This window comes from Stenotrophomonas maltophilia group sp. LNF247, from assembly GCF_054083135.1.
This window is the reverse complement of the sequence record NZ_JBSRQL010000005.1, coordinates 102,481-122,581: the sequence shown is the minus strand read 5'-3', so window position 1 is coordinate 122,581 and position 20,101 is coordinate 102,481. Positions and strand designations below refer to the sequence as shown.

18 protein-coding genes are annotated in these 20,101 nt (G+C 67.1%); 5 read left to right on the top strand and 13 right to left on the bottom strand.

Annotated elements, in window-relative coordinates; translation table 11 throughout:
* Window positions 1-36: 36 nt before the first annotated feature.
* The 3 genes from ACTXG9_RS07230 to ACTXG9_RS07220 all read right to left on the bottom strand — a co-directional run bounded on the left by ACTXG9_RS07230 (window position 37) and on the right by ACTXG9_RS07220 (window position 2,762).
* Window positions 37-1,041, bottom strand: coding sequence for an aminoglycoside phosphotransferase family protein (locus ACTXG9_RS07230; protein WP_019661358.1), 1,005 nt, complete (start codon window positions 1,039-1,041; stop codon window positions 37-39).
* A gap of 99 nt (window positions 1,042-1,140) precedes the next feature.
* Window positions 1,141-2,175, bottom strand: a complete 1,035-nt coding sequence (locus ACTXG9_RS07225) for a DUF418 domain-containing protein (RefSeq protein ID WP_111103731.1) — start codon at window positions 2,173-2,175, stop codon at window positions 1,141-1,143.
* The gene (locus tag ACTXG9_RS07220) at window positions 2,172-2,762 is read right to left on the bottom strand and encodes a TetR/AcrR family transcriptional regulator (RefSeq protein ID WP_206621813.1); all 591 of its coding nucleotides are present in this window, start codon (window positions 2,760-2,762) and stop codon (window positions 2,172-2,174) included. The genes ACTXG9_RS07225 and ACTXG9_RS07220 overlap by 4 nt, the downstream gene beginning before the upstream one ends.
* 142 nt (window positions 2,763-2,904) lie before the next feature.
* Here ACTXG9_RS07220 and ACTXG9_RS07215 point away from each other — a divergent pair, with 142 nt between their 5' ends.
* Window positions 2,905-3,330, top strand: a complete 426-nt coding sequence (locus tag ACTXG9_RS07215) for a DoxX family protein (protein WP_188249773.1) — start codon at window positions 2,905-2,907, stop codon at window positions 3,328-3,330.
* Here the strand turns inward: ACTXG9_RS07215 and ACTXG9_RS07210 are convergent.
* Window positions 3,303-4,106, bottom strand: coding sequence for an APH(3')-II family aminoglycoside O-phosphotransferase (locus ACTXG9_RS07210; RefSeq protein WP_111103743.1), 804 nt, complete (start codon window positions 4,104-4,106; stop codon window positions 3,303-3,305). The two genes, ACTXG9_RS07215 and ACTXG9_RS07210, sit on opposite strands and share 28 nt — an antisense overlap.
* Window positions 4,107-4,196: 90 nt before the next feature.
* On the opposite strand from ACTXG9_RS07210, the gene ACTXG9_RS07205 reads away from it, so the two are divergent.
* Window positions 4,197-4,913 (top strand): SDR family NAD(P)-dependent oxidoreductase, encoded by a 717-nt coding sequence (locus ACTXG9_RS07205; protein ID WP_005413133.1) that lies wholly within the window; start codon window positions 4,197-4,199, stop codon window positions 4,911-4,913.
* Between the two features lie 96 nt (window positions 4,914-5,009).
* Window positions 5,010-6,956 carry an EAL domain-containing protein gene (locus ACTXG9_RS07200; RefSeq protein ID WP_456115608.1) on the top strand — a complete coding sequence of 649 codons (1,947 nt, stop codon included), beginning with the start codon at window positions 5,010-5,012 and terminating at the stop codon, window positions 6,954-6,956.
* On the opposite strand, the gene ACTXG9_RS07195 is transcribed toward ACTXG9_RS07200, so the two are convergent.
* Window positions 6,953-7,564 (bottom strand): TetR/AcrR family transcriptional regulator, encoded by a 612-nt coding sequence (locus ACTXG9_RS07195; protein WP_021202877.1) that lies wholly within the window; start codon window positions 7,562-7,564, stop codon window positions 6,953-6,955. The two genes, ACTXG9_RS07200 and ACTXG9_RS07195, sit on opposite strands and share 4 nt — an antisense overlap.
* Before the next feature lie 104 nt (window positions 7,565-7,668).
* On the opposite strand from ACTXG9_RS07195, the gene ACTXG9_RS07190 reads away from it, so the two are divergent.
* The gene (locus tag ACTXG9_RS07190) at window positions 7,669-8,745 is read left to right on the top strand and encodes an MBL fold metallo-hydrolase (protein ID WP_456115607.1); all 1,077 of its coding nucleotides are present in this window, start codon (window positions 7,669-7,671) and stop codon (window positions 8,743-8,745) included.
* Between the two features lie 165 nt (window positions 8,746-8,910).
* Window positions 8,911-12,030: a discoidin domain-containing protein gene (locus tag ACTXG9_RS07185; RefSeq protein WP_456115606.1), complete on the top strand. Its 3,120-nt coding sequence runs from the start codon at window positions 8,911-8,913 to the stop codon at window positions 12,028-12,030.
* A 59-nt stretch (window positions 12,031-12,089) separates the two neighbouring features.
* Here the strand turns inward: ACTXG9_RS07185 and ACTXG9_RS07180 are convergent, their stop codons facing one another.
* The 8 genes from ACTXG9_RS07180 to msuE form a co-directional block, all read right to left on the bottom strand.
* Window positions 12,090-13,067, bottom strand: a complete 978-nt coding sequence (locus ACTXG9_RS07180; RefSeq protein WP_111103763.1) for an ABC transporter substrate-binding protein — start codon at window positions 13,065-13,067, stop codon at window positions 12,090-12,092.
* A gap of 16 nt (window positions 13,068-13,083) precedes the next feature.
* Window positions 13,084-14,829 (bottom strand): amino acid ABC transporter permease/ATP-binding protein, encoded by a 1,746-nt coding sequence (locus ACTXG9_RS07175; protein ID WP_456115605.1) that lies wholly within the window; start codon window positions 14,827-14,829, stop codon window positions 13,084-13,086.
* The gene (locus ACTXG9_RS07170) at window positions 14,826-15,377 is read right to left on the bottom strand and encodes a GNAT family N-acetyltransferase (protein WP_021202883.1); all 552 of its coding nucleotides are present in this window, start codon (window positions 15,375-15,377) and stop codon (window positions 14,826-14,828) included. Before ACTXG9_RS07170 ends, ACTXG9_RS07175 begins: the two co-directional genes overlap by 4 nt.
* The gene (locus ACTXG9_RS07165) at window positions 15,374-16,594 is read right to left on the bottom strand and encodes a M20 aminoacylase family protein (protein WP_456115604.1); all 1,221 of its coding nucleotides are present in this window, start codon (window positions 16,592-16,594) and stop codon (window positions 15,374-15,376) included. The genes ACTXG9_RS07170 and ACTXG9_RS07165 overlap by 4 nt, the downstream gene beginning before the upstream one ends.
* Before the next feature lie 4 nt (window positions 16,595-16,598).
* Window positions 16,599-17,942, bottom strand: a complete 1,344-nt coding sequence (locus ACTXG9_RS07160) for an LLM class flavin-dependent oxidoreductase (RefSeq protein WP_456115603.1) — start codon at window positions 17,940-17,942, stop codon at window positions 16,599-16,601.
* An 18-nt stretch (window positions 17,943-17,960) separates the two neighbouring features.
* Window positions 17,961-18,938 carry an MsnO8 family LLM class oxidoreductase gene (locus tag ACTXG9_RS07155; protein ID WP_206621825.1) on the bottom strand — a complete coding sequence of 326 codons (978 nt, stop codon included), beginning with the start codon at window positions 18,936-18,938 and terminating at the stop codon, window positions 17,961-17,963.
* Between the two features lie 14 nt (window positions 18,939-18,952).
* Window positions 18,953-19,315, bottom strand: a complete 363-nt coding sequence (locus tag ACTXG9_RS07150; protein ID WP_005409341.1) for a DUF3088 family protein — start codon at window positions 19,313-19,315, stop codon at window positions 18,953-18,955.
* A 157-nt stretch (window positions 19,316-19,472) separates the two neighbouring features.
* Window positions 19,473-20,054, bottom strand: a complete 582-nt coding sequence (msuE, locus tag ACTXG9_RS07145) for an FMN reductase (protein WP_024956916.1) — start codon at window positions 20,052-20,054, stop codon at window positions 19,473-19,475.
* Between the last annotated feature and the right edge of the window lie 47 nt (window positions 20,055-20,101).

The window sequence follows — 20,101 nt, the reverse complement described above, 5'->3', positions numbered from 1 at the left end:
CTGAGCGCGCAGGGTTCATCCACGCATGGCGTGGATCTACAGTGCGCGATACACCCGCTCCGCCGCATCGAACACATTGCCCGGCGCGAACTGCTCGCCCAGATAGTGCAACGACTGCCGGCGCAACTGCGGCGAACGCTCCTCGCCATCGCTGCCCAACAGCACCTGCTGGAACTCGATCAGGTCCTGCAGGATGCGCCAATGCCGGTACCAGGCGATCCAGCGCGGATCGCCGCGGTCGCTGCCGTAGCCCTCCTCGAAGCCCAGCGGATTCTCGCGCCCCCAGCGCCCACCAACCGCCGCACCAATGAACATCAGGTCGCGCTCGCGCGGGGCCAGCGAAAGGCCGTCCCAATCGATCAGGTGCAGGCCCCCGTCATTGCCCATCAGCAGGTTGCCGGCATGCAGGTCGGTGTGACACAGATGCAGATCTACCGGTACGTCCTGCAATGCCACGAGCAGCTCCCGTGCCTGCGCATGCAGCGCCGCGATGCGCGCATGCTGCTGGTCCCATACCGAAACAAATGCGCGGCCCAGCCCGTCCTTCGCGGCCGCCAGGCCTTCGCCGGCCAGCCATTGACCGACCGTCTCCAGCGCCGCGGTTTCCAGCCGTACGATCGGCAGCGCCTGCTGCAGTTGCGCTGGCAGTTGCGCGCCGTGCAGGCGCCGCAGTACCTCGCCCAACCGCTTCCACTGCGTGCGGCTCAACGCCGCCTCGAATCCGGACTGCCCTTCCACATAAGGGAACAGGGTGAACTGCAGCCCCCACCGCTGTACCGATGCGCCGCCGGTCAATGCTGGCCACGGCGCAACGATCTCATCGATACCCAGCGTGCCGCGCAGCCAATGCAGGCTGTCCCACACCGCTGGGGCGACCTGGTAGGTGCGGCATTTCAACCACCACTGCCCGTGCCGCGCATCGACGCGATACACGCTGGCATTGGCGTCGGCACCCACCGGGCGTGGCACCACGGCGGTGGCAGTGATGCCATAGGATTGTTGCAGGACTTCGCCGAGATGCTGCGCCGAAGCGAATGACATGGATGCAAGCGGAAAGTATTGCCTGCTGCCACTATCGCAGATGCATCCGCCGCGACACAGACATGTCCGTCACAACATCAGCTCGCCGCGACCAGAGAACTAGCCTGCGATGCGTCGCATCACCATCTCCAGGGGGCCGCGTGCGAACTGCCACGACCACAGCCAGGCCGCGCCGGTCGCCAGCATCAGGAACAGCATCGCCCACAGCAGCACCGATGCGAGCGACGCGCTGCCATCGAGCAGGCCCAAGCTTTCCAGCGTGCCCATGCCCAGCAGGATGTGGCCCACGTACAGGGTCAGGGTCATGCGTCCGGCCGCGATGAACGGCTCCAGCCAGTCCCCGGGTTGCACACGCGTCAGCCACAGGCAGGCGGCAATGACACTGCAGGCCGCACCCGCACCCGTGAGCACATAAGCCGGTCCCGGCGGCATCGGCTGCGTTCCCAGCCACACCTGCCAAGGCGTTCCCTGCGCAAGCTGCTGCACGCCATGGCCGGCCGCGATCAGCAGCAGCCCCAGCACCAGCAATGCTCGCTGCACCCGCGGTTGCGACAGCTGAAGGCGTGCCAGCAGCATCCCCAGCAGGAAGAAGCACAGCCACGGCAGCAGCGGATGGAAGCCGTTGAACAACAGGTTGCGGGCCGCGCCCGGCCATTGCCACAGGTCGGCGTATTCCAGCGTCTGCCAGTTCCATCCCTGGCTGTAGTCCCAGCGCAGCAACGCCCAGAACGAACACGCCGCCAGGCCCACGATGCTGGCCAGCAACACCCGCGGCGACGCACGCAGCCACACCACCGCCAACGCGAAATACACCGCGTAGTAGTGCAGGATATCGGCCGGGAACAGAGTCAGGTTGAGCAGGCCCAGCACCATCAGGAACAGCGCGCGCCTCCAGGTCTGCACGCTGGCCGGCCACCACCCCTGCCGCTGCGTGGCCAGCACCAGGCCAAGACCGGCCAGAGTGACGAACGTCGCCGAGGCTTTGCCTTCCAGCAGATGGAAGAACCCTGCCAACCAACTCTCACCCTCTGCCGGCACGGCCATCGCCAGGCGGAAGTTGACCAGCACCATGCCGGCCAGGGCCAGGTAGCGCGCCAGATCAAGGCCGTGCAATCGCCGGTCAACGGCACTCATGCGCGTGCCCCGAGCAGCAGCGCGAGCAGGCCAAGATCCAGCGAGGCCTCATCGATGCCATCGGCTTCGCCCAGCCCCCGACGCAGCGCATCGCTTTCAATGGCATCCAGCAGCACCTGCGCCTGCAATGCCGGGGCCAGCACGGGACGCCGACGTTCGCGCCGTGCCACCTGCTGCAGGGCTTCGGCCAGGGTCGCCTGCAATTGCCTGCGATTGGCCGCAAATGCCTCGGCCACGGCCGGATTGCGTGCGCTCTCGGCCAGCACTTCGACGGCAAGCGTCGCCCATTCCGGCTGGCGGCACAGTGCGTGGAAGTCCTGAAGGAAACTCAGTACCTGTGCGCGCTCGCCTTCGGACGCGGCCAGTCGACGCAGCAACGGTGCCAGTTCTTCGCTCTCGGCCACTGCCACTGCAAGGATGATCGCTTCCTTGCCCGGGAAGTGGTTGTAGAGGTTGCCCAGGCTGACGCCAGCCGCCTGCGCGATGTCACGCATGCTGGTCTGGTGGAATCCCTTGGCGAGGAAGCACCGCAGGGCCGCCTGCAGGATCAGGGTCACGCGCTGCTCGTTGCGGTCGATTCGGCTCATGCCACAATCATGAACGAACGTTCGTCCATTTTGTAGATGTCGACCTGGCCACCATCGGACTCCGTTCAGCCGGCCTTGACCTCAACTGCGGTTGAGGCCCGATGCTGCGCGACCTGTTCCATGCCCAACCCGGAGTTCCTGCATGCCACGGATGATCACCACCCTGCTCGACAGCCGCGTGCTGTGGTTCCTCGCCCGGCTGCTGCTGGCCGTGGTGTTCCTGTCCTCGGGCCTGGCCAAGCTGCTGGCGTGGGACAACAGCGTGGCCGAAATGCAGGCCGCCGGGCTGCAGCCGCCTGTGCTGTTCAACCTCGCCAGCGCGGTGGTGCTGCTGGGCGGCGTACTGTGCCTGCTGCTAGATCGCCTGCTCTGGCTGGGCAGCGGCGCGCTGGCAGTGTTCATGCTGCTGACCATCGCCGTCGTGCATACCTTCTGGACCAAGCATGGCGCGGAACAGCAGCTGGCCCTGTTCTTCGCGCTGGAACACTTGAGCGTGGTCGGTGGCCTGATCTGCGCGGCCATCGCCAGCCATGCGCGGGCTCAAAAGAACTCGTCGAGCAACCGGTAGAACGCCAGCCGACGCTCGTCGGCCAACGCGCCGTAGCGCTGGAACAACGGCGCCACCCAACGCGTGTCGCCGAAGTTGTGGACCAGGCTGCGCGCGGCCAGCGCCAGGTCCTGGTAGCGGTCCGCCACGCCCAGCCGCCCACAGTCGATGAACCCGCTGAAACGCCCCTCGGCCACCATCAGATTCGGAAGGCAGGCATCGCCATGGCAGATCACCAGATCTTCATGATCGGGACGGGTGCTGCACAGTTCAGCGAAGACCTGCTGTGGACTCTGGCCCAGGCGCTCATCATCGAAATCATCGGCATCCACCAGGCTCGCTTCGACGCGGGCCTGCGCGGCCTCCAGGCGCGAGGCCAGTCGCTGGTCGAACGGGCAGGCTGCCACCGGCAACGCATGCAGCCCGCGCAGCGCGTCGGCCAGCAGTTCCACCAACTGCTGCGGCGCGAGTTCCGGCGACGAAGCCAGGTCGCGGCCGGGCAGCGCGCTCATCAGCAACCAGCGCCGGCCCGCTTCTTCGGCGGTGGCAATTACCGTTGGCGCCGGTTGTCCCTGTTCCTGCAGCCAGCGCAGGCGCGCGATCTCATCGCCCAGCTCACTGAAGGCGTCGATCACTTCCGACTTCAGGAAGGCGTCAGCCTGCCCGGGACGATGCACCCGCGCGACATCCGCACGAGACACGCCGATCGACTGCCGCTCGATGTGCGCATCGGCCAACGCTTCCTGCCACGCCCGCGGCAGCGGCAGGCCATCAGTGAAGGGATCGGGTGCTCCCATGTCGGGATGCTCCTGTTGCTGGGGACCCTACGGATTCTCGCCGATCCCGAAGCACACCGCCCAGCAGAGCGCGCAATGGAAGGAAGCTACATGAAATTGATGGTCATCGGCGCCAGCAGGGGCCTCGGTCGGGCGTTCGTGGAAGGCCTGTGCAGTGCGGGCGACACCGTCATCGGCGTTTCGCGCAGCCGTCCGCGCGATCTTGAATGCCCCGAGGGCGTCACCCTGCAGTGGATCGAAGCCGATCTGTCCCAACCCACCCTGGCTGCCAATCACATCGCAGCGCAGGCACCGGCCGATCTGGATGTGCTGATCCACAACCTGGGCATCTGGGAAGAGACCGCCTTCAGCGACGAGTACGCCTTCCTCGACGAGAGCGATGCCGCGCTCACCCAACTGGTCGACGTCAACATCACCGCCACCTTGGTGCTGCTGCAGCGCCTGCTGCCGCGAGTGCTCGGCGCACCACGCCCACAGCTGGTGCTGACCGGATCAACCTCGGCACTGCCGCGCAGTGGCCGCCCGGAAGTGGCGTTCGGCGCGTCCAAGTTCGCACTCAACGGCATCGCCGATGCACTGCGCGAGGGCTTCCGCGATCGCCGTCTGGCGGTGACCAGCCTGCAGCTGGGCTACCTCAACACCGACGATGCACTGTCGGTGCCGGTTGCAGAGGCCGCAGCGCGCGGCGACGGCGAATTAGTGCCCGTGCATGACGTCGTTGCGATGGTGCGCGCGTTGCTGCAGTTGTCACCGTCCGGCTTCGTGCGCGAACTGGTGCTGCCGGCCATCGCCGACCCGCGCTACTGACTGCAGAGGCCTCGGCCCGGGGCCCTTGGTGGCCGCTCGGGCGCCTGTGGTTTACCCTGCTCCTCACTGGCCGTCGGTCACAGGCGGGAACCTGCTATGGATGCGCTTTCACGGGTCTCGGCCCAGGTCCTGGACAGCGGCCTGCCCAGCCTGCCGCTGTACCTGCTGCAGGCCACGGCGGTGATCGGCATGATCGGCGTGCTGCTGATCGCCACCCGTCGCGCTGGCCATGCCATTGAAGGCCGCCGCCTGTACGTGGGCGTGGCGCTGGGCCTGATCTACCTGTTCAACGCCTGGTTCGTAGCCCGCTACACCCAGGGCGTGGTCAAGCTGCACCTCGGCTTCGACATCCTGCTGGTCAGCGGACTGCTCGGCGGCTGGCGCGGCGGCCTGGCCTGCCTGGGTGCCAGCCTGCTGGCCCGCTACCAGTTCGCCGGCACCCAGTATTTTCTGCCGGCCGGCCTCGAGGCCACGCTGCAGATGCTGGCAGGCGTCTGGCTGCGCAGGCGCCTGCACCCGCGCATGCTCAATGAACTCTCGCTGCGCATGATCCTGCAGGCCTGGGGCGTGCGTATCGTCGTCACTGCGTTGGGCCTGGCACTGGGCGTCGCAATCATCGGCGCCAATCAGCTACCCGTGGAGGAGTTGGCAATCCAGCGCCTGCTGGCACTGCCGCTGTCACTGCTGATGCTGGGCGCGGTGTTCGCACTGGTCTACAACGATGCGCAGATCGATGCACAGCGTCAGCGCGAACACGCCTGGCTGCGCATCGATCCGATCAGCGGCCTGCCCAACATGCGTGCGCTGGGCGAACGTCTGCAGCAGTACTGGCGAGACAACGACGGCCTCGGCAAGGCCTGCCTGATCGTGGCCGAGATGGGCAACCTGCGCGATCTGCGCCTGCGCTACGGTCCGCTGCAGGAAAGCGGCCTGTGGCAGCGCGACAGCACCGAAGAAGTACATCGGCTGCTGCCATCGCTGCCGACCGGGCAACTGGACATCTACCAGTTCGGCGATGCCGCGCTGGCGATCCTGGTGCGCGACCTGTCCTTGTCCGAACTACGTACGCAACCGCAGATCACCGAGCTGGCCAGCAACCTGGCCGAACGGGTGGGCCGCGATTGGCCGGGTTTCCGCCCGTTGTTCCGTTGCGCGGTAGTCGAACTCAAGCCCCCCACCGATACACACGACGGTCACCTGCCGTTCCGGGCGATCACCCTGACGATGAGTGCGATCGAATCGGGCGTCGTGTTCTTCGACGACCCGATCCAGCGCGACAGCGAGATCGACGCCCTGATCGAAGTCGCTCTCGAACGCTGGCTGCAGCAGGGCGATGCACCGCTGTGCTACCAGCCCAAGCATCGCCTGCAGGACCGCCAGTTGGTCGGCGCCGAAGCGCTGCTGCGCATGCGCGATGGCGAAGGCCGGCCGATTGCACCGATGCGGGTGATCTCGCTGCTGCGCCGGCAGGGCCGGCTGGCAGACCTGGAATGGGCCACACTGCAGTCGGCGGTGCACTTCCTGCAGCACTTCCGGCAGGACGGCGCGGCGCTGACCATCGCAGTCAATGTGTCAGCCGAATCCCTGCGCCTGCCCGACTTCGGCCTGCGCCTGCAGGAGCTGCTACAACTGCATGACATCCCCGGTCCGATGCTGCGCCTGGAGATCGTCGAATGGACCGAAATCGTCGAGCGCGACGTGGTCGATGCCAACATCACGCAGCTGCTGGCAGCCGGGGTCACCCTGTCGCTGGATGATTTCGGCGCCGGCTATTCAACCCTGATCCTGCTTTCGCAGCTGGCCATCGCCGAGGTCAAGATCGAGCAGGCACTGATCGCCACGCTGTCCGACGCCAAGTCACAGTCGATCGTGCGCTTCATCGTCGAGGTCGCGCACCGCTGCGGCGCGATCGTGGTGGCCGAAGGTACCGGAACCCTGGCGCAGGAGCAGAAGCTGCGAGCCCTGGGCGTGGATGTCGGCCAGGGCTATCTGTACTCGGCGGCGCTGCCGGCCGACGAGTTCCGTCGCTTCGCCGCCAGCTAGACCGCGTAGAAGCCCAGGAACATCGCAACCGCCGATTCGGCCACGCGCGCACGTTCCTGCGCGGTCAGCGGTGGCTGCCCCATCGTGACCTGCGGCCAGAACGCAAAGCTCTTCACCAGGCCGTGCAACTGGTGGCCGGCAAAGTCCGGATCCACCTCGCGCAGGCGGCCATCGGCAATTGCTGCGCGGATCCAGGCACTCTCGCCACTTTCCTTCTCGCCCATGCGGCAGACGATGGCCTGCGCCCGCTCCGGTGAGTGGATGACCTCGGCCATCGCCACCCGTGCCAGGTCGATGAAGTTGGCATCGCTGAGAAGTTCCAGCTTCTGGCCCAGCAACTGCAGCAGCTGCGCCTGCAACGGCTGGTCCGCGCGATACGGCAGTGCGTCGCTGGCCACGCTGCGTTCCCACAGCTCCTCCAGGATCATCGAGAACAGCGCTTCCTTGCTCGGGAAGTGGTTGTAGACGGTGCGCTTGGAGACCCCGGCCACCTCGGCGATGCGGTCCATGCTGGTCGCCTCGTAGCCCGATGCACGGAACTCCTCCACCGCCGCGCGCACGATAGCCTCGCGTTTGCGGTCGGTCAGGCGTTGCGGGGCACGGGGCATGGCAGAAACCGGATAACTGAACGGATGCGCACATTTTACACCGTACAGTGTACTTTTGAAAAACACGAAACTACACTGTGCAGTGTACTCAGCGGACGTCACCCATGAAGCGCCTGCTCCTTGTCCTCCTGCTTGGAATCCTCGCTGTGACCGCCTACACCTTCTGCAAGTCCTGGTCCCTCCCCGACTTCCCCGATTCGCCGCAGTACCGTGATGGCAAGTTCCGCAATGCCCTGCCCCGTCCGGCGATGGGCCTGCGCGACGGTGCGGAGATCTGGTGGACGTTCCTGTTCAACAAGCCCAAGGGCACCGTCCCGGCCCACCCCATTCCGGTGCAGCCGCTGGACCGCGCCACGCTGGACGCCGCGCCGGACCGCAGCCTGTTCCGGCTGGGGCACTCCACGATCCTGCTGAAGCTGCGTGGCCAGTACTGGCTGACCGATCCGGTGTTCTCCGAGCGCGCCTCGCCGGTGCAGTGGATGGGCCCGGCCCGCTTCCATGCGCCACCGATCAGCATCGACGCGCTGCCGCCGATAGCCGGTGTGATCCTCTCGCACAACCACTATGACCATCTCGACCATGCCGCGGTAATGCAGCTGGCCGGCAAGACCGCGCGCTTCATCGCCCCGCTCGGCGTCGGCGATCAGCTGATTGCCTGGGGTGTGGACGCCAGCAAGGTCGAACAGCTGGACTGGTGGCAATCGACCGAGGCCAGCGGCCTGCGCCTGACCGCCACCCCGGGCCAGCACTTCTCCGGCCGCGGCCTGGGCGACAGCGACCGCAGCCTGTGGGCGTCGTGGGTGATCCAGGACGGTGACTTCCGCATCTTCTTCAGCGGCGACACCGGCTACTTCGACGGCTTCAAGGCCATCGGCGAAAAGTATGGCCCGTTCGACCTGACCATGATCGAGACCGGTGCCTATGATCCGCGCTGGCCGTTCGTGCACATGCAGCCGGAACAGACGCTCCAGGCGCACCTGGACCTGCGCGGCAAGTGGCTGCTGCCGATCCACAACGGCACCTTCGATCTGGCCCTGCACGCATGGCAGCAGCCGTTCGAGCGGATCACCGCCTTGGCCGCGGCGAAGAACGTGCCGGTGGCCACGCCGATGATGGGCGAAGCGCTGGACATGCAGGCGCCGCAGGCGGGCACGCGCTGGTGGGAGACGGTGGAGTTGTAGCGTGCGGTGCGCTTGACCTGCCGGAAACCATGTAGAGCCGAGCCATGCTCGGCTGCGTCAACCACAGAAGCGGCCTGCGACGCTGCAGTGCGTCATGTAACCGATTACATCCCTTGCTAGCGTAGCGCTCGCCCGATACCGGCCGAACCTGCGAGGCTGTACGTAATGACATTGCGCGCCGAACGCTCCAAGGTTGCCCGCTCAGCCATTCCGTGGCTTACTGCCGCCACCCTGATACTGGCCGCCCTCGCCGCCGCCGCACAGGCACAGCCCCTTCCCCCGCGCAGCCAATGGCAGGCCAGCAGTTCCTCGCAGCAGGTGCCGGCGATGGCGATCAGCCACCTGATCGACGGCGACCCGAAGACCGTCACCGGCGGCGCCTTCAGCCCCGGCCACTGGTTCCAGATCGATCTGGGCACGCCAACCCTGCTGGCTGGCGCACGACTCACCTGGGATGTCTCCAACCCGGAAGGCTATTCACTGCAGACCTCAATGGATGGTACGCAGTGGCAGACCGCGTACACGATGGCCGATTCACTGGGCGATGTGGAAACGCTGTACTTCGCGCCGCGGCAGGCGCGCTATCTACGACTGGCCAGTCCGCAGCGCACCTCCGACTGGGGTGTGTCGATCTTCGAGATGGAGCCGCTGGACAGCACGCTCAGCGCACGCATCGCCGATGTCGATGCAACACAGGCAGCCGCGCTCTGGCAAGGCGGCGGCACCATTGCGGTTCCGACCGGAAAAGGTGGATCCCATGCGCTCGAGATCACGCTGCCGCAGGCTCAATCCACGGCTGGCCTGGTGGTCGACTGGGCCGATGGCGCGCGCGGCGCTGCACGACTGCAGGCGCAGGATGCACAGGGCCGCTGGCAGGACGTCGCACACGATGCACAGGCGGCCAATCATCGGCAAAGCTGGCTGGCTGCTGACACGGCACAACCCCTGCGTGCGTTCCGGCTGAGCGTGGACGGCCCCGCACCGCAGGTCGCGCGACTGCGCCTGCTCGGGCCAAAGGCGGTAATGACGCCGATGAAGCGATACCAGATCACCGCCAGCGGCGCTCAGCGCGCATTGTTCCCGGCATCGCTGCAGATGCAGCAGACCTACTGGACCGCCGTCGGTGTGCACGCAGGACGACAGAAATCGATCTTCGACGAATACGGCAATCTGGAAGCCTTCAAGGGCGCGCCGCTGGTGCAGCCGATCTGGCGTGGCGCTGACGGGCGTGCCGCTGGCGCGGCAGGACAGCCGATACAGCACGCGTTGCGGGATGGCTGGAAGCCGATGCCCTCCGCCACCTGGTCACCGCAGCCCGGCCTGGAGCTGCGCAGCGAGGTTTTCGCCATCGAGCGCGACGGCCAGCCGGTAACGTTCTTGCGGCATCGCCTGCACAACACGGGCAGCGCCAGGATCGAAGGCACGCTCAGCCTGGTCGTGCGCCCGATGCAGATGAATCCGCCGTGGCAGAACGGCGGGCTGTCACCGATCCGCGATGTGACCATCGATGGGCAGGCGGTGCGCATCAATGGACGCACGCTGCTGCAGTCGCTCACGCCGGTGGCTGCGTCCGGCGCGGCGCCGTTTGGCAGGGATGGCGCAACGGAAATCACCGCGACCCTCGCTGCCGGCCAGCTGCCCTCCACGCAACAGGCGCGCGACGACGAGGGTCTTGCCTCGGCTGCGTTGAACTACCGCGTATCACTGGCACCGGGGGCCAGCGATGCCATCGTGGTCGCGTTCCCGCTGGGTACTACCGCCGCCGATACCAAGGGCGCACTGACCGAAGCGCCTGCGCTCGATCTGGCCACGCTGCCCCGCGATGCCAATGCGGCGTTCGATTCCCTGGCCACGCAGGCCTCCGCGGACTGGCAGGCACGGCTGGGCCAGGTCGGCCTGCGCCTGCCCGATCCCTCACTGGTCGACATGCTGCGTGCGCAGGCCGCCTACATGCTGATCAACCAGACCGGCCCGGCCATGCAGCCCGGCCCGCGCAACTACAACCGCTCCTTCATCCGCGACGGCATGGCCACCTCGGCGGTGCTGCTGCGCATGGGTGAAGCCAAGGTCGCGCGCGACTATCTGGGCTGGTACAGCGAACACGGCGTGCATGCCAACGGCCTGGTCTCGCCGATCCTCAACGACGATGGCAGCGTCAACACCGGTTTCGGTTCGGATATCGAGTACGACAGCCAGGGCCAGTACGTGGCGCTGGTGGCCGATGTCGCGCGCCTCGATGGCGGACCCGAATCGGTACGTGCCTATCTGCCGAAAGTGAAGGCAGCGCTGCGCTTCCTGCAGGAACTGCGCGAACGCACGCTGGCGCCCGGCTACAAGGCCGACCAGCCAGCGCCGGAGCGCTTCGCGGGCATTCTTGCGCCGTCGATCAGCCATGAGGGTTATCCGTCTCCCACCCACAGCTACTGGGACGACTATTGGGGCCTGAAGGGCTGGCACGACGGCGCGTGGCTGGCCGAATCGCTGGGCGACCACGAGACCGCAGTGTGGGCACGCGAACAGTACAAACTGCTTTACGACGCGCTGCACGCCTCGATCCGGGCGACGATGGCGTGGAAGGGCATCGACTTCATTCCCTCCTCGGCCGACCTGGGCGATGGCGATCCCACCGGCGTATCGATCGCGCTGGACCCCACCGGGGCGCAGAGCGTACTGCCCGCAGAAGCCTTGCGTACCACCTTCGCCCGCTATCTCGATGACGTGCGCAAGCGCAGCCAGCCCGGTGTGCTGTATGCCTACACGCCGTACGAGATCCGCAACGTGCTGAGCTATGTGCACCTGGGCCAGCCGCAGGTGGCCGATGAGCTGCTGCAGGGGCTTCTGCATGATCGGCGCCCGCTTGAGTGGCAGGTGCTGGCTGAGGTCGTGCACTCACGCCTACGTTTTCCGCGTTACCTGGGCGACATGCCGCATACCTGGATTGGTGCCGAGTACGGCCGCACGCTGTTCGGCATGCTGATGCGCGAAGACGATGATGCCCTCTCACTGCTGCCGGGCACGCCACCGTCTTGGGTGGCTGGCGATGGGTTGGCGGTCGAACGCCTGCCGACAGCGTATGGCACGTTGCAGATGCAGGCGCGGCAGCGCGACGGGGTGCTGACGGTGGCGCTTGGTGAGGGGCTGCGCAGCGGGACGACGGTGAAGGTCTGGTGGCCGGAGCGCACCATGCCGAAGACCGTGCGTGTGGATGGGCGTAGCGTTTCCGACTTCGATGCCGAGGGTGTGCGGTTGTCGAAACCGTTCCGGACACTGGAGGCGCGTTGGTAAAGCAGCCGAGCATGGCTCGGCTCTACAAAAGCGGAAGTCGCGCCGGGCCACGCCCGGTGTCATTGCAACGTTGGCAACCCCGGCGGATTGGTCTGCGACTGTGGCACGGCTTCCTCGGCCACATTCCAGCGTGCCAGCGCCTGCGCGTAGGTGCCGCTGCCGATCTGGGTGTTCAGCGCCTGCGTCACCGCGTCGGCCAGGCCGCTGCCCTTGCGCGTGGTCACCGAGATCGCTGCGGCATTCGGCCAGCCGCCAGGGAACAGGCCCACGCGCCGCACCTTGCCGTCGCGCGCCGAATAGGCGCCGGTAGCATTGGGCTCGAACGATACATCGGCGCGGCCGGTGATCACCGCCAATCGGCCGACCACCGCGTCATCGAAGTACTGGTATTCCACGGGCTTCAATCCCGCCGCGATGTTCTGCTGGTCCCACTGGCGCAGGATCTGGTCCTGGTTGGTGCTGGCACCGACCACCACCTTCAGCCCGGCCACATCGGCGGGCTTTTCGATTTTCTGGATGGGCCCGTCGCTGCGCGTGTAGATGCCCAGCAGGTCGTAACGGTAGCTGGAGAAATCGAACTTCTTCTTGCGTTCCTCGGTGACCGTCACGTTCGACAGCACCGCATCGTACTTGCCTGACTCCAGCCCCAGCGGCCAGTCGGCCCAGGCCACCGGCACGATCACCAGCTTCAGGCCCAAAGCATCCGCGATCAGCCGCGCGATGTCCGGTTCGATGCCGACCACGCCCTTGCTGTCGGCGCCGTAGTCGGCCAGCGGTAGCTGCCCCGGGTGGGTCGCCACGGTGAATGCGCCCGGCGTGACGAAGCGGTAGCCCGCAGGAATCAAGGCCTGCGCCTTCGGGTCGAGCGTGCCCTTCAGCACGGCGGTGTTGGTGCCGGCCAGGCTGGCCGCGGCCACAGCGGCAGCCTCCGGGGCCTGGCGCGCGCGCGAGTAGACGATGCCGGCGATGCCGATGACCAGCACGCCCACGATCAACAGGGTGCTGCGCGAGGGACGACGCGGTACTGCAGGGCTCATGATGTTCCTTCCGGGGTTACAGGGTCTTGGCCAGGAAATCGGCGGTGCGTTGCTGGCGCGGGCGCTCGAACAGGGCCTCCGGCGTGCCCTGCTCGATCACCCGCCCCTGGTCCATCATCACCACGTGGTCGGCCACGCGGCGGGCGAAGCTCAGCTCATGGGTGACGATCACCAGCGTGGTACCCGAACGGGCCAGTTCCTCGATCACGCTCAGCACCTCCGCCACCAGTTCCGGGTCCAGCGCCGACGTGGGTTCGTCAAACAGCAGCACCTTCGGCTGCAGCGCCAGCGCGCGGGCAATCGCGATGCGCTGCTGCTGGCCACCGGACAGCTGGCGCGGGAACGCATCGGCCTTGTCGGCCAGGCCGACCCGCTCCAGCAGCGTGCGCGCCTGCCGCTCGGCCTGCGCACGCGGCACGCCGCGCACCGCGATTGGCGCCTCGATGATGTTCTCCAATGCGGTCAGGTGCGGGAACAGGTTGAAGCCCTGGAACACCATGCCCACCTCGGCACGCCGACGGCGGATCTCGCGCTCGGGAAGTTCGTACAACGTGTCACCCTCGCGGCGGTAACCGATCAGCTGGCCGCCGACGGTCACGTAACCACTGTCCGCGCGTTCCAGGTGGTTGATCAACCGCAGCAGCGTGGATTTCCCGGCACCGGACGGGCCGATCAGCACCGTCACGCTGCCGGCGCGCAGGTCCAGGTTCACGTCTTCCAGCACCGGCTGATCGCCGAACACCTTGCCCACGCCATGCAGCGATACCGCCGCACCCTCGCCCGCTTCGACCTGGGTGGCGATGCGCGGGCGGTTGGCCACGCGCGGCGCAGCATCACTGGATGTCCGCACCGGTGACGACACCCGCGACACCGAGCGCTCGCGCTGCAGCTGGCCGCGCGCGAAGCGCTGTTCCACGCGCCGCTGCAGCAGCGACAACACGGTCAGGATCACCAGGTACCAGACCGTGGCCACCATCAGCAGCGGCACCACTTCCAGGTTGCGCCGATAGATCACCTGCACGGTGTAGAACAGCTCAGGCAGCGCCAGCACATAGACCACCGAGGTGCTCTTGGCCAGGCCGATCACATCGTTGAACGCGGCCGGCAGGATCGAGCGCATTGCCTGCGGCAGGATGATGCGGCGCACCTGGCGGACCCGCGGCAGGCCAAGCGCGGCCGAGGCCTCGTATTGGCCGTGGTCGACCGAAAGAATGCCACCGCGGATCACCTCGGCCGAGAACGCTGCCTGGTTCAGGGTCAGGCCCAGCACCGCGGCGGTGAACACACCGATCAGCTGTGTCGTCGGGTACGAGAACAGGCTGATGCCGGTGAACGGCACGCCCAGTTCGATGGTGCTGTACAGGTAGCCCAGGTTGTTCAGCAACAACAACAGCACCAGCAACGGGATCGAACGGAACAACCACACATAGCCCCACGACACCGCCGACAGCAGCGGCGAACCAGAGACGCGTGCCAGCGCGAGCAGCGTACCCAGCGCGAAACCGAGGCCGGTGCCAAGCGCGGTCAGCAGCAGCGTGCGACCCAGGCCTTCCAGCACCGGGCGTGCGAAGAACCACTCGGCAAAAGTGCCCCAGCCCCAGCGCGGATTGCCCAGCACGGACTGCAGCCCGATCAGGATCAGCGCCAGCGCCAGCACCGTGCCGAACACCTGCAGCGGATGCCGGGCCGGCACGATCTTCAGTGCCGGTCCGGGCGCCGGACGAGCGGCGATGCCCTCCAGCGCGGTCGACGGTGTGCTCATGCGTGGGCTCCGTGCAGCAGTGCCTGTGCAGCGGTAACGACAGGCGTCGTCGCCCGCAGGTGCTTTTCGAACGGCAGATGCGCAACGGTTTCCGGGTCGGCCTCCAGATCGAACAACGCGGTGTAGCCGTGGCTCAGGTACAGGCCAACAGCTTCCGGCTGGCGGAAGCCGGTCGTCAGGAACACCCTCCGGTACCCTTGCCGCGCCGCCTGCTCTTCCAGCTCCTGCAGCACGCGCCGCGCAATGCCCTGGCGACGCAGCCCGGGCAGTGTCCAGATGCGCTTGAATTCGGCGGTATCCGGATCGCGGTGCGGCATGAACGCACCGCCGGAAATCGCCACCCCGTCGCGCAGCAGCAGCACGAACGCCCCTACCGGTGCGGCGAAGGCCTGCGCCGGGTAGCGCTGCAGCTCCTCGCGGGCGCTGCCGCCGATGCGGCGACGCACGTCGGCGTAGCGACTGTCGTATTCCTGCTCCAGGCCGTCGAACAACGGCCGCGCCAGCGGGTCATCGACCGAGGTATAGAGGAAGCGTTCGTCGTGGCTCATGTCGCGTCCTTCACCAGGTAATCTTCGGCCAGTCGCGCCCACAGGCTGGCGGCGGGGGCAATGGCCGCGTCGTTGAACACATAGCGCGGGCTATGCAGCGGAGCGCTGTCACCGTTACCCACGAACACGAAGCTGCCCGGTCGTGCCTGCAGCAGGAAGGCGAAATCCTCGCTGGCCGTGCGCGGTGCGAAGTCGGGCACCACCTGTGCGGCGCCGAAGCCCTGCACGGCCACCTCGCGGATGTAGGCGGTCTGCTGCGGATGGTTGATCACACTGGGGAAGCCGCGCGGGAATTCGATCTCGGCGCGCGCACCGAACGCGGCGGCGGTCTGTTCGGCAATCTCGGTGACCCGGCGCCGCAGGGTATCGCGCACCTCCGGTAGATAGGCGCGCACGGTCAGCTTCAGCTCGACCACGTCCGGAATCACGTTGGCGGCCTGCCCGCCGTGGATCGAACCGACGGTCACCACCCCCATCTGCCGCGGATCGACATTGCGCGACACCACGCTCTGCAGCGCGGCGACGATGTGCGCCGCCGCCAGGATCGGGTCGACGCTGCCCTGCGGTTCGGCACCATGTCCGCCCTTGCCGATCACCTTCAGCCGCGCCCAGTCCACCGATGCCATCGCCGGACCATCGACGAAGCCGAAGTGGCCGACCGGTACGCCGGGCCAGTTGTGCAGCCCATAGATCGCATCCACCGGGAAGCGCTCGAACAGGCCGTCGGCAATCATCTTCGATGCACCCGAGCCGGTTTCCTCGGCTGGCTGGAACACCAACTGCAAGGTCCCGTCGATATTGCCGTGATGGGCCAGGTAATGCGCCGCAGACAGCAGGATGGCGGTGTGACCATCATGACCGCAGGCATGCATCAGGCCGTCGGTCTGGCTGGCGTAGGCCAGCCCCGAGTCTTCGTGGATCGGCAAGGCATCGATGTCCGCACGCAGCCCCAGCCGACGGCCGCCCTGCCCACGCTGCAACGTGCCGACCACGCCGGTGCCGCCGAGACCGGTGGTCACCTCATAGCCCCATTGCTGCAGCAACTCGGCCACACGGGCGCTGGTGCGGTGCTCCTCGAAGGCCAGCTCCGGGTGGCGGTGCAGGTCATGGCGGATCGCGATGGCGGCCTCGGCGCGTGCTGCAATTTCCGGCAGCACGCCGATGGACGCGGAATCCAGCCGGGCATGGCCCGGCGCTACCGAGTTCTCTCCGCTCATCGCCCTACCCCGCCTTCCGCGCCGGCTCGGCGTCGGTCGAATAGCGGCTGGCCTTGTACGGCAGGCCCAGATGCTCGCGCAGGGTCTGTCCTTCCAGCTCGCGCTGGTGGTAGCCGCGCGCCTGCAGGATCGGCAGCACCTGGGTCACGAAATCGTCCAGGCCTTCGCGCTGCGCGGCGAATCCAAGAATGAAACCGTCGCTGGCACCGGCGTCGAACCAGCGGATCAGCTCATCGGCCACGTGCTCCGGCGTGCCGATGAAGTTTGGTCGCGGGCTCACCGCTTCCAACGCCACCTGGCGCAGGCTCAGGCCCTTCTCACGCGCATCCTGCTTGATGCGGTCGGTGGTGGAACGGAACGAATTGCTGCCGATGTCACCCAGCTCCGGGAACGGTGCATCCGGGTCGTACTGGCTGAAGTCGTGGTGATCGAAGAAGCGCCCCAGGTACGCCAGTGCATCCTCCAGCGTGGCCAACGCGGCAATCGCCTGGTACTTGGCCTCGGCCTCCTCGGCAGTGCGGCCGACGATGGGGCCGATGCCCGGGAAGATCTTCACGTCATTGCCGCTGCGGCCGTGGGCGATCGCCGAGTTCTTCACCTTCTGGGTGAACGCGCGGGTTTCTTCCAGCGACGGCGAATGGGTGAACACCGCATCGGCGTACTTCCCGGCCAGCGCGATGCCATCATCGGAAGAACCCGCCTGGAAAATCACCGGCTGGCCCTGTGGCGAGCGCTGGATGTTGAGCGGGCCTTCCACCTGGAAGAAGCGGCCCTTGTGGTCGAGGCGGCGGAATTTCTCCGGTGCGAAGAAGGTGCCGCTGTCGCGCTCACGCACGAAGGCGTCGTCATCCCACGAATCCCACAGCCCCTGTACCACCTCCAGATATTCGTCGGCGATCTGGTAGCGCAGCGCATGCTCCGGGTGCGGCCGGCCATAGTTGCGACCCGAACCTTCCAACGGCGAGGTCACCACGTTCCAGCCAGCACGACCACCACTGAGCAGATCCAGCGAAGCGAACTGGCGGGCGACAGTGAACGGGTCGCTGTACGAGGTCGACAGCGTGCCCGCCAGGCCGATCTTCTTCGTTGCCGTGGCCAGCGCCGAGAGCAGCGAGATCGGCTCGAAGCGGTTGAGGAAGTGCGGGATGGACTTTTCGTTGATGTACAGGCCGTAGGCAACGAAGCCGAAGGCGATGCCGTTTTCCTCGGCAGTGCGCGCGATGTCGATGTAGAACTGCAGGTTGACGCTGGCATCGGCCGGGTTGGACGGATGCTTCCAGGCATGCATGTGGCTGCCGGGGCCCTGCAGCATGATGCCGAACGGAATGTGGCGCGGGGTGGTGCTCATGGGAATCGCTCCTGCAGGTCAGGCCACCGCCGCGCGCGGCGCGGGCGACAGCAGTTCAAGGGATGTCAGGCGTGCGTCGAGGTCGGCCACCGGCGCATCGAGGATGAACTCGCCCACGCCGAAACGCCGGTGCAACGCATCCAGTTCGCCGCGCACGTGCTGCGCATCACCGGACAGCACGCTGGGGCGCGTCTCCTCGATGCGGAAGTCGGCCACCCCCACCTGGTGCGCGTACTCGGCAGCTGCCTCGGCGCTGGGCAGGTTCACCGCCTGCCCGGGACCGAGGTGCAGCTTGTAGACGCGCAGCGCACCGATATGGCGCGAAGCGGCTTCCGCAGTCGGTGCGGCGAAGGCCACCGTGGCCAGCAGCGGCGGCTGCGAGGCGACGCTGCGGTAGGCGTCGAACGCGGCCTCGATGTGCTTCGGGTCACCGTCGAAGTGCGCGGCGTAGACGAAGCGCCAGCCCAGCTCGGCCGCCTGCCGTGCACTCTGCGGGCTGGCACCGAGCAGGAAGCGCTCCGGCGCCTGCTGCGGAATCGGCCGCGCCAGCACATCGGCTTCGGCGCCGGACAGATAGCCCTCAAGATCGCGCAGTTGCTGGTCGAAGTCGGCGAACGCCGGGCGCCCGGCCGCCAGCGCGGCAGTCGACGCTGGCAGGCCGCCCGGCGCCTTGCCCACGCCCAGATCCACGCGCCCTGGCGCCAACGCTGCCAGCAGGTTGAAGTTCTCCGCCACCTTGTACGGCGCGTAGTGGCGCAGCATCACCCCGCCGCTGCCGACACGGATGCGCCGGGTCTGCGCCAGCACCCACGCCGCAAGCACCTCCGGTGCGGGACTCGCCAACGTCGGCGCGGCGTGGTGCTCGGCAAACCAGTAGCGGTGATAGCCCAGCTGTTCGGCGCGCTGTGCCAGCTGCAGGCTGTTGCGCAGCGCCTGCTCCGGCGAGGCGCCTTCGGCCACCGGGCTCTTGTCCAACACGCTGATCTGATAGCTCATGGTCGCGTCCTCGCTCAGGGATGGGCCACGGGGATGCCGAGCAACCCGTTCAGCGCGGCCAGGATCGGCTCGGCACCGGAGATGTACTGGCGGTCCTGGTGCACGCCACTCGCGAGGTCACTGCGCACGCCCTGCGGCAGCACCAGCTTCGGCAGCGACTGGTCCTGCTCGCCGATCTCGGCGATCACCTCCCGGCGCGGCCGCGCGAAGCCGATGCGGCGCACGTCCAGCTGCGCGTCCAGGCCGTCGATGCTCGACAGCGCCCCTTCCAGCAGCAGGCTGTGCCGGCAGAAGAAACGCTGGCCGGGAATCTGTCCGTCCTCGAACTCACGGTCGAGCAGGAACAGGATGGGCTTGTCGGTTGCGTCCAGACTCACGGGGTCGTCCTCATCGGGGGGCGGCAATGCGATGCCGCTTCGATATCGATGCTAGAGATGACGGCGGTCGGCACGGCGATGCCAGGCGACAATCGGCGGTCAGATCCGGCCATGCAGATGCGCCTTGGCCATAAGCAAAGCGCCGCCGGTTATGCCGTCAGGCGATCCTTCGCAGCGGCGCCGGTACCGCCAGCGCCTGCGAAGCCAGATGCCCTGCCGCGCGCTCGGCCGCCAGTGCGATGCGCGCCTGCAAGGCTGCACTGTTGATCTGCTCGCCATCGAAGTCGGCAGGCGTGGCATACACCCCGATCGGCAGCGTGTGCGCCTGCAGGAAACTGAACAACGGCCGCAACTGGTGGTCGATCACCAACGCATGGCGCTCGCTGCCGCCGGTCGCCGCCAGCAGCACCGGCGTATCCACCAGCGCTTCCAGCCCGATGAAATCGACCAGGTGCTTGAACAACCCGGGATAGGAACCGCGATACACCGGCGCCGCCACCACCAGCAGCCCGGCCGCCTCGATTGCCTGCAGTGCCTGCTCTACGGCTGGCTCCGCTTCATCGCGCGACAGCGACTGCCCCAGCGAACGCGCGATCGGCGCCAGCTCCACCAGCTCCACGCTGGCATGCACCCGCTGCTGCAACGACGCCAACAAGTGCCGCACCAGCAGCAACGTGCGCGACGTCGCCGAGCTGGTCGGTGACCCCACCACTGCCACCACCTTCAATGCAGAAGACATGAACTGCTCCTCGATGATGCAGAACTGCCGCCGGCCGCCTTTCGCCT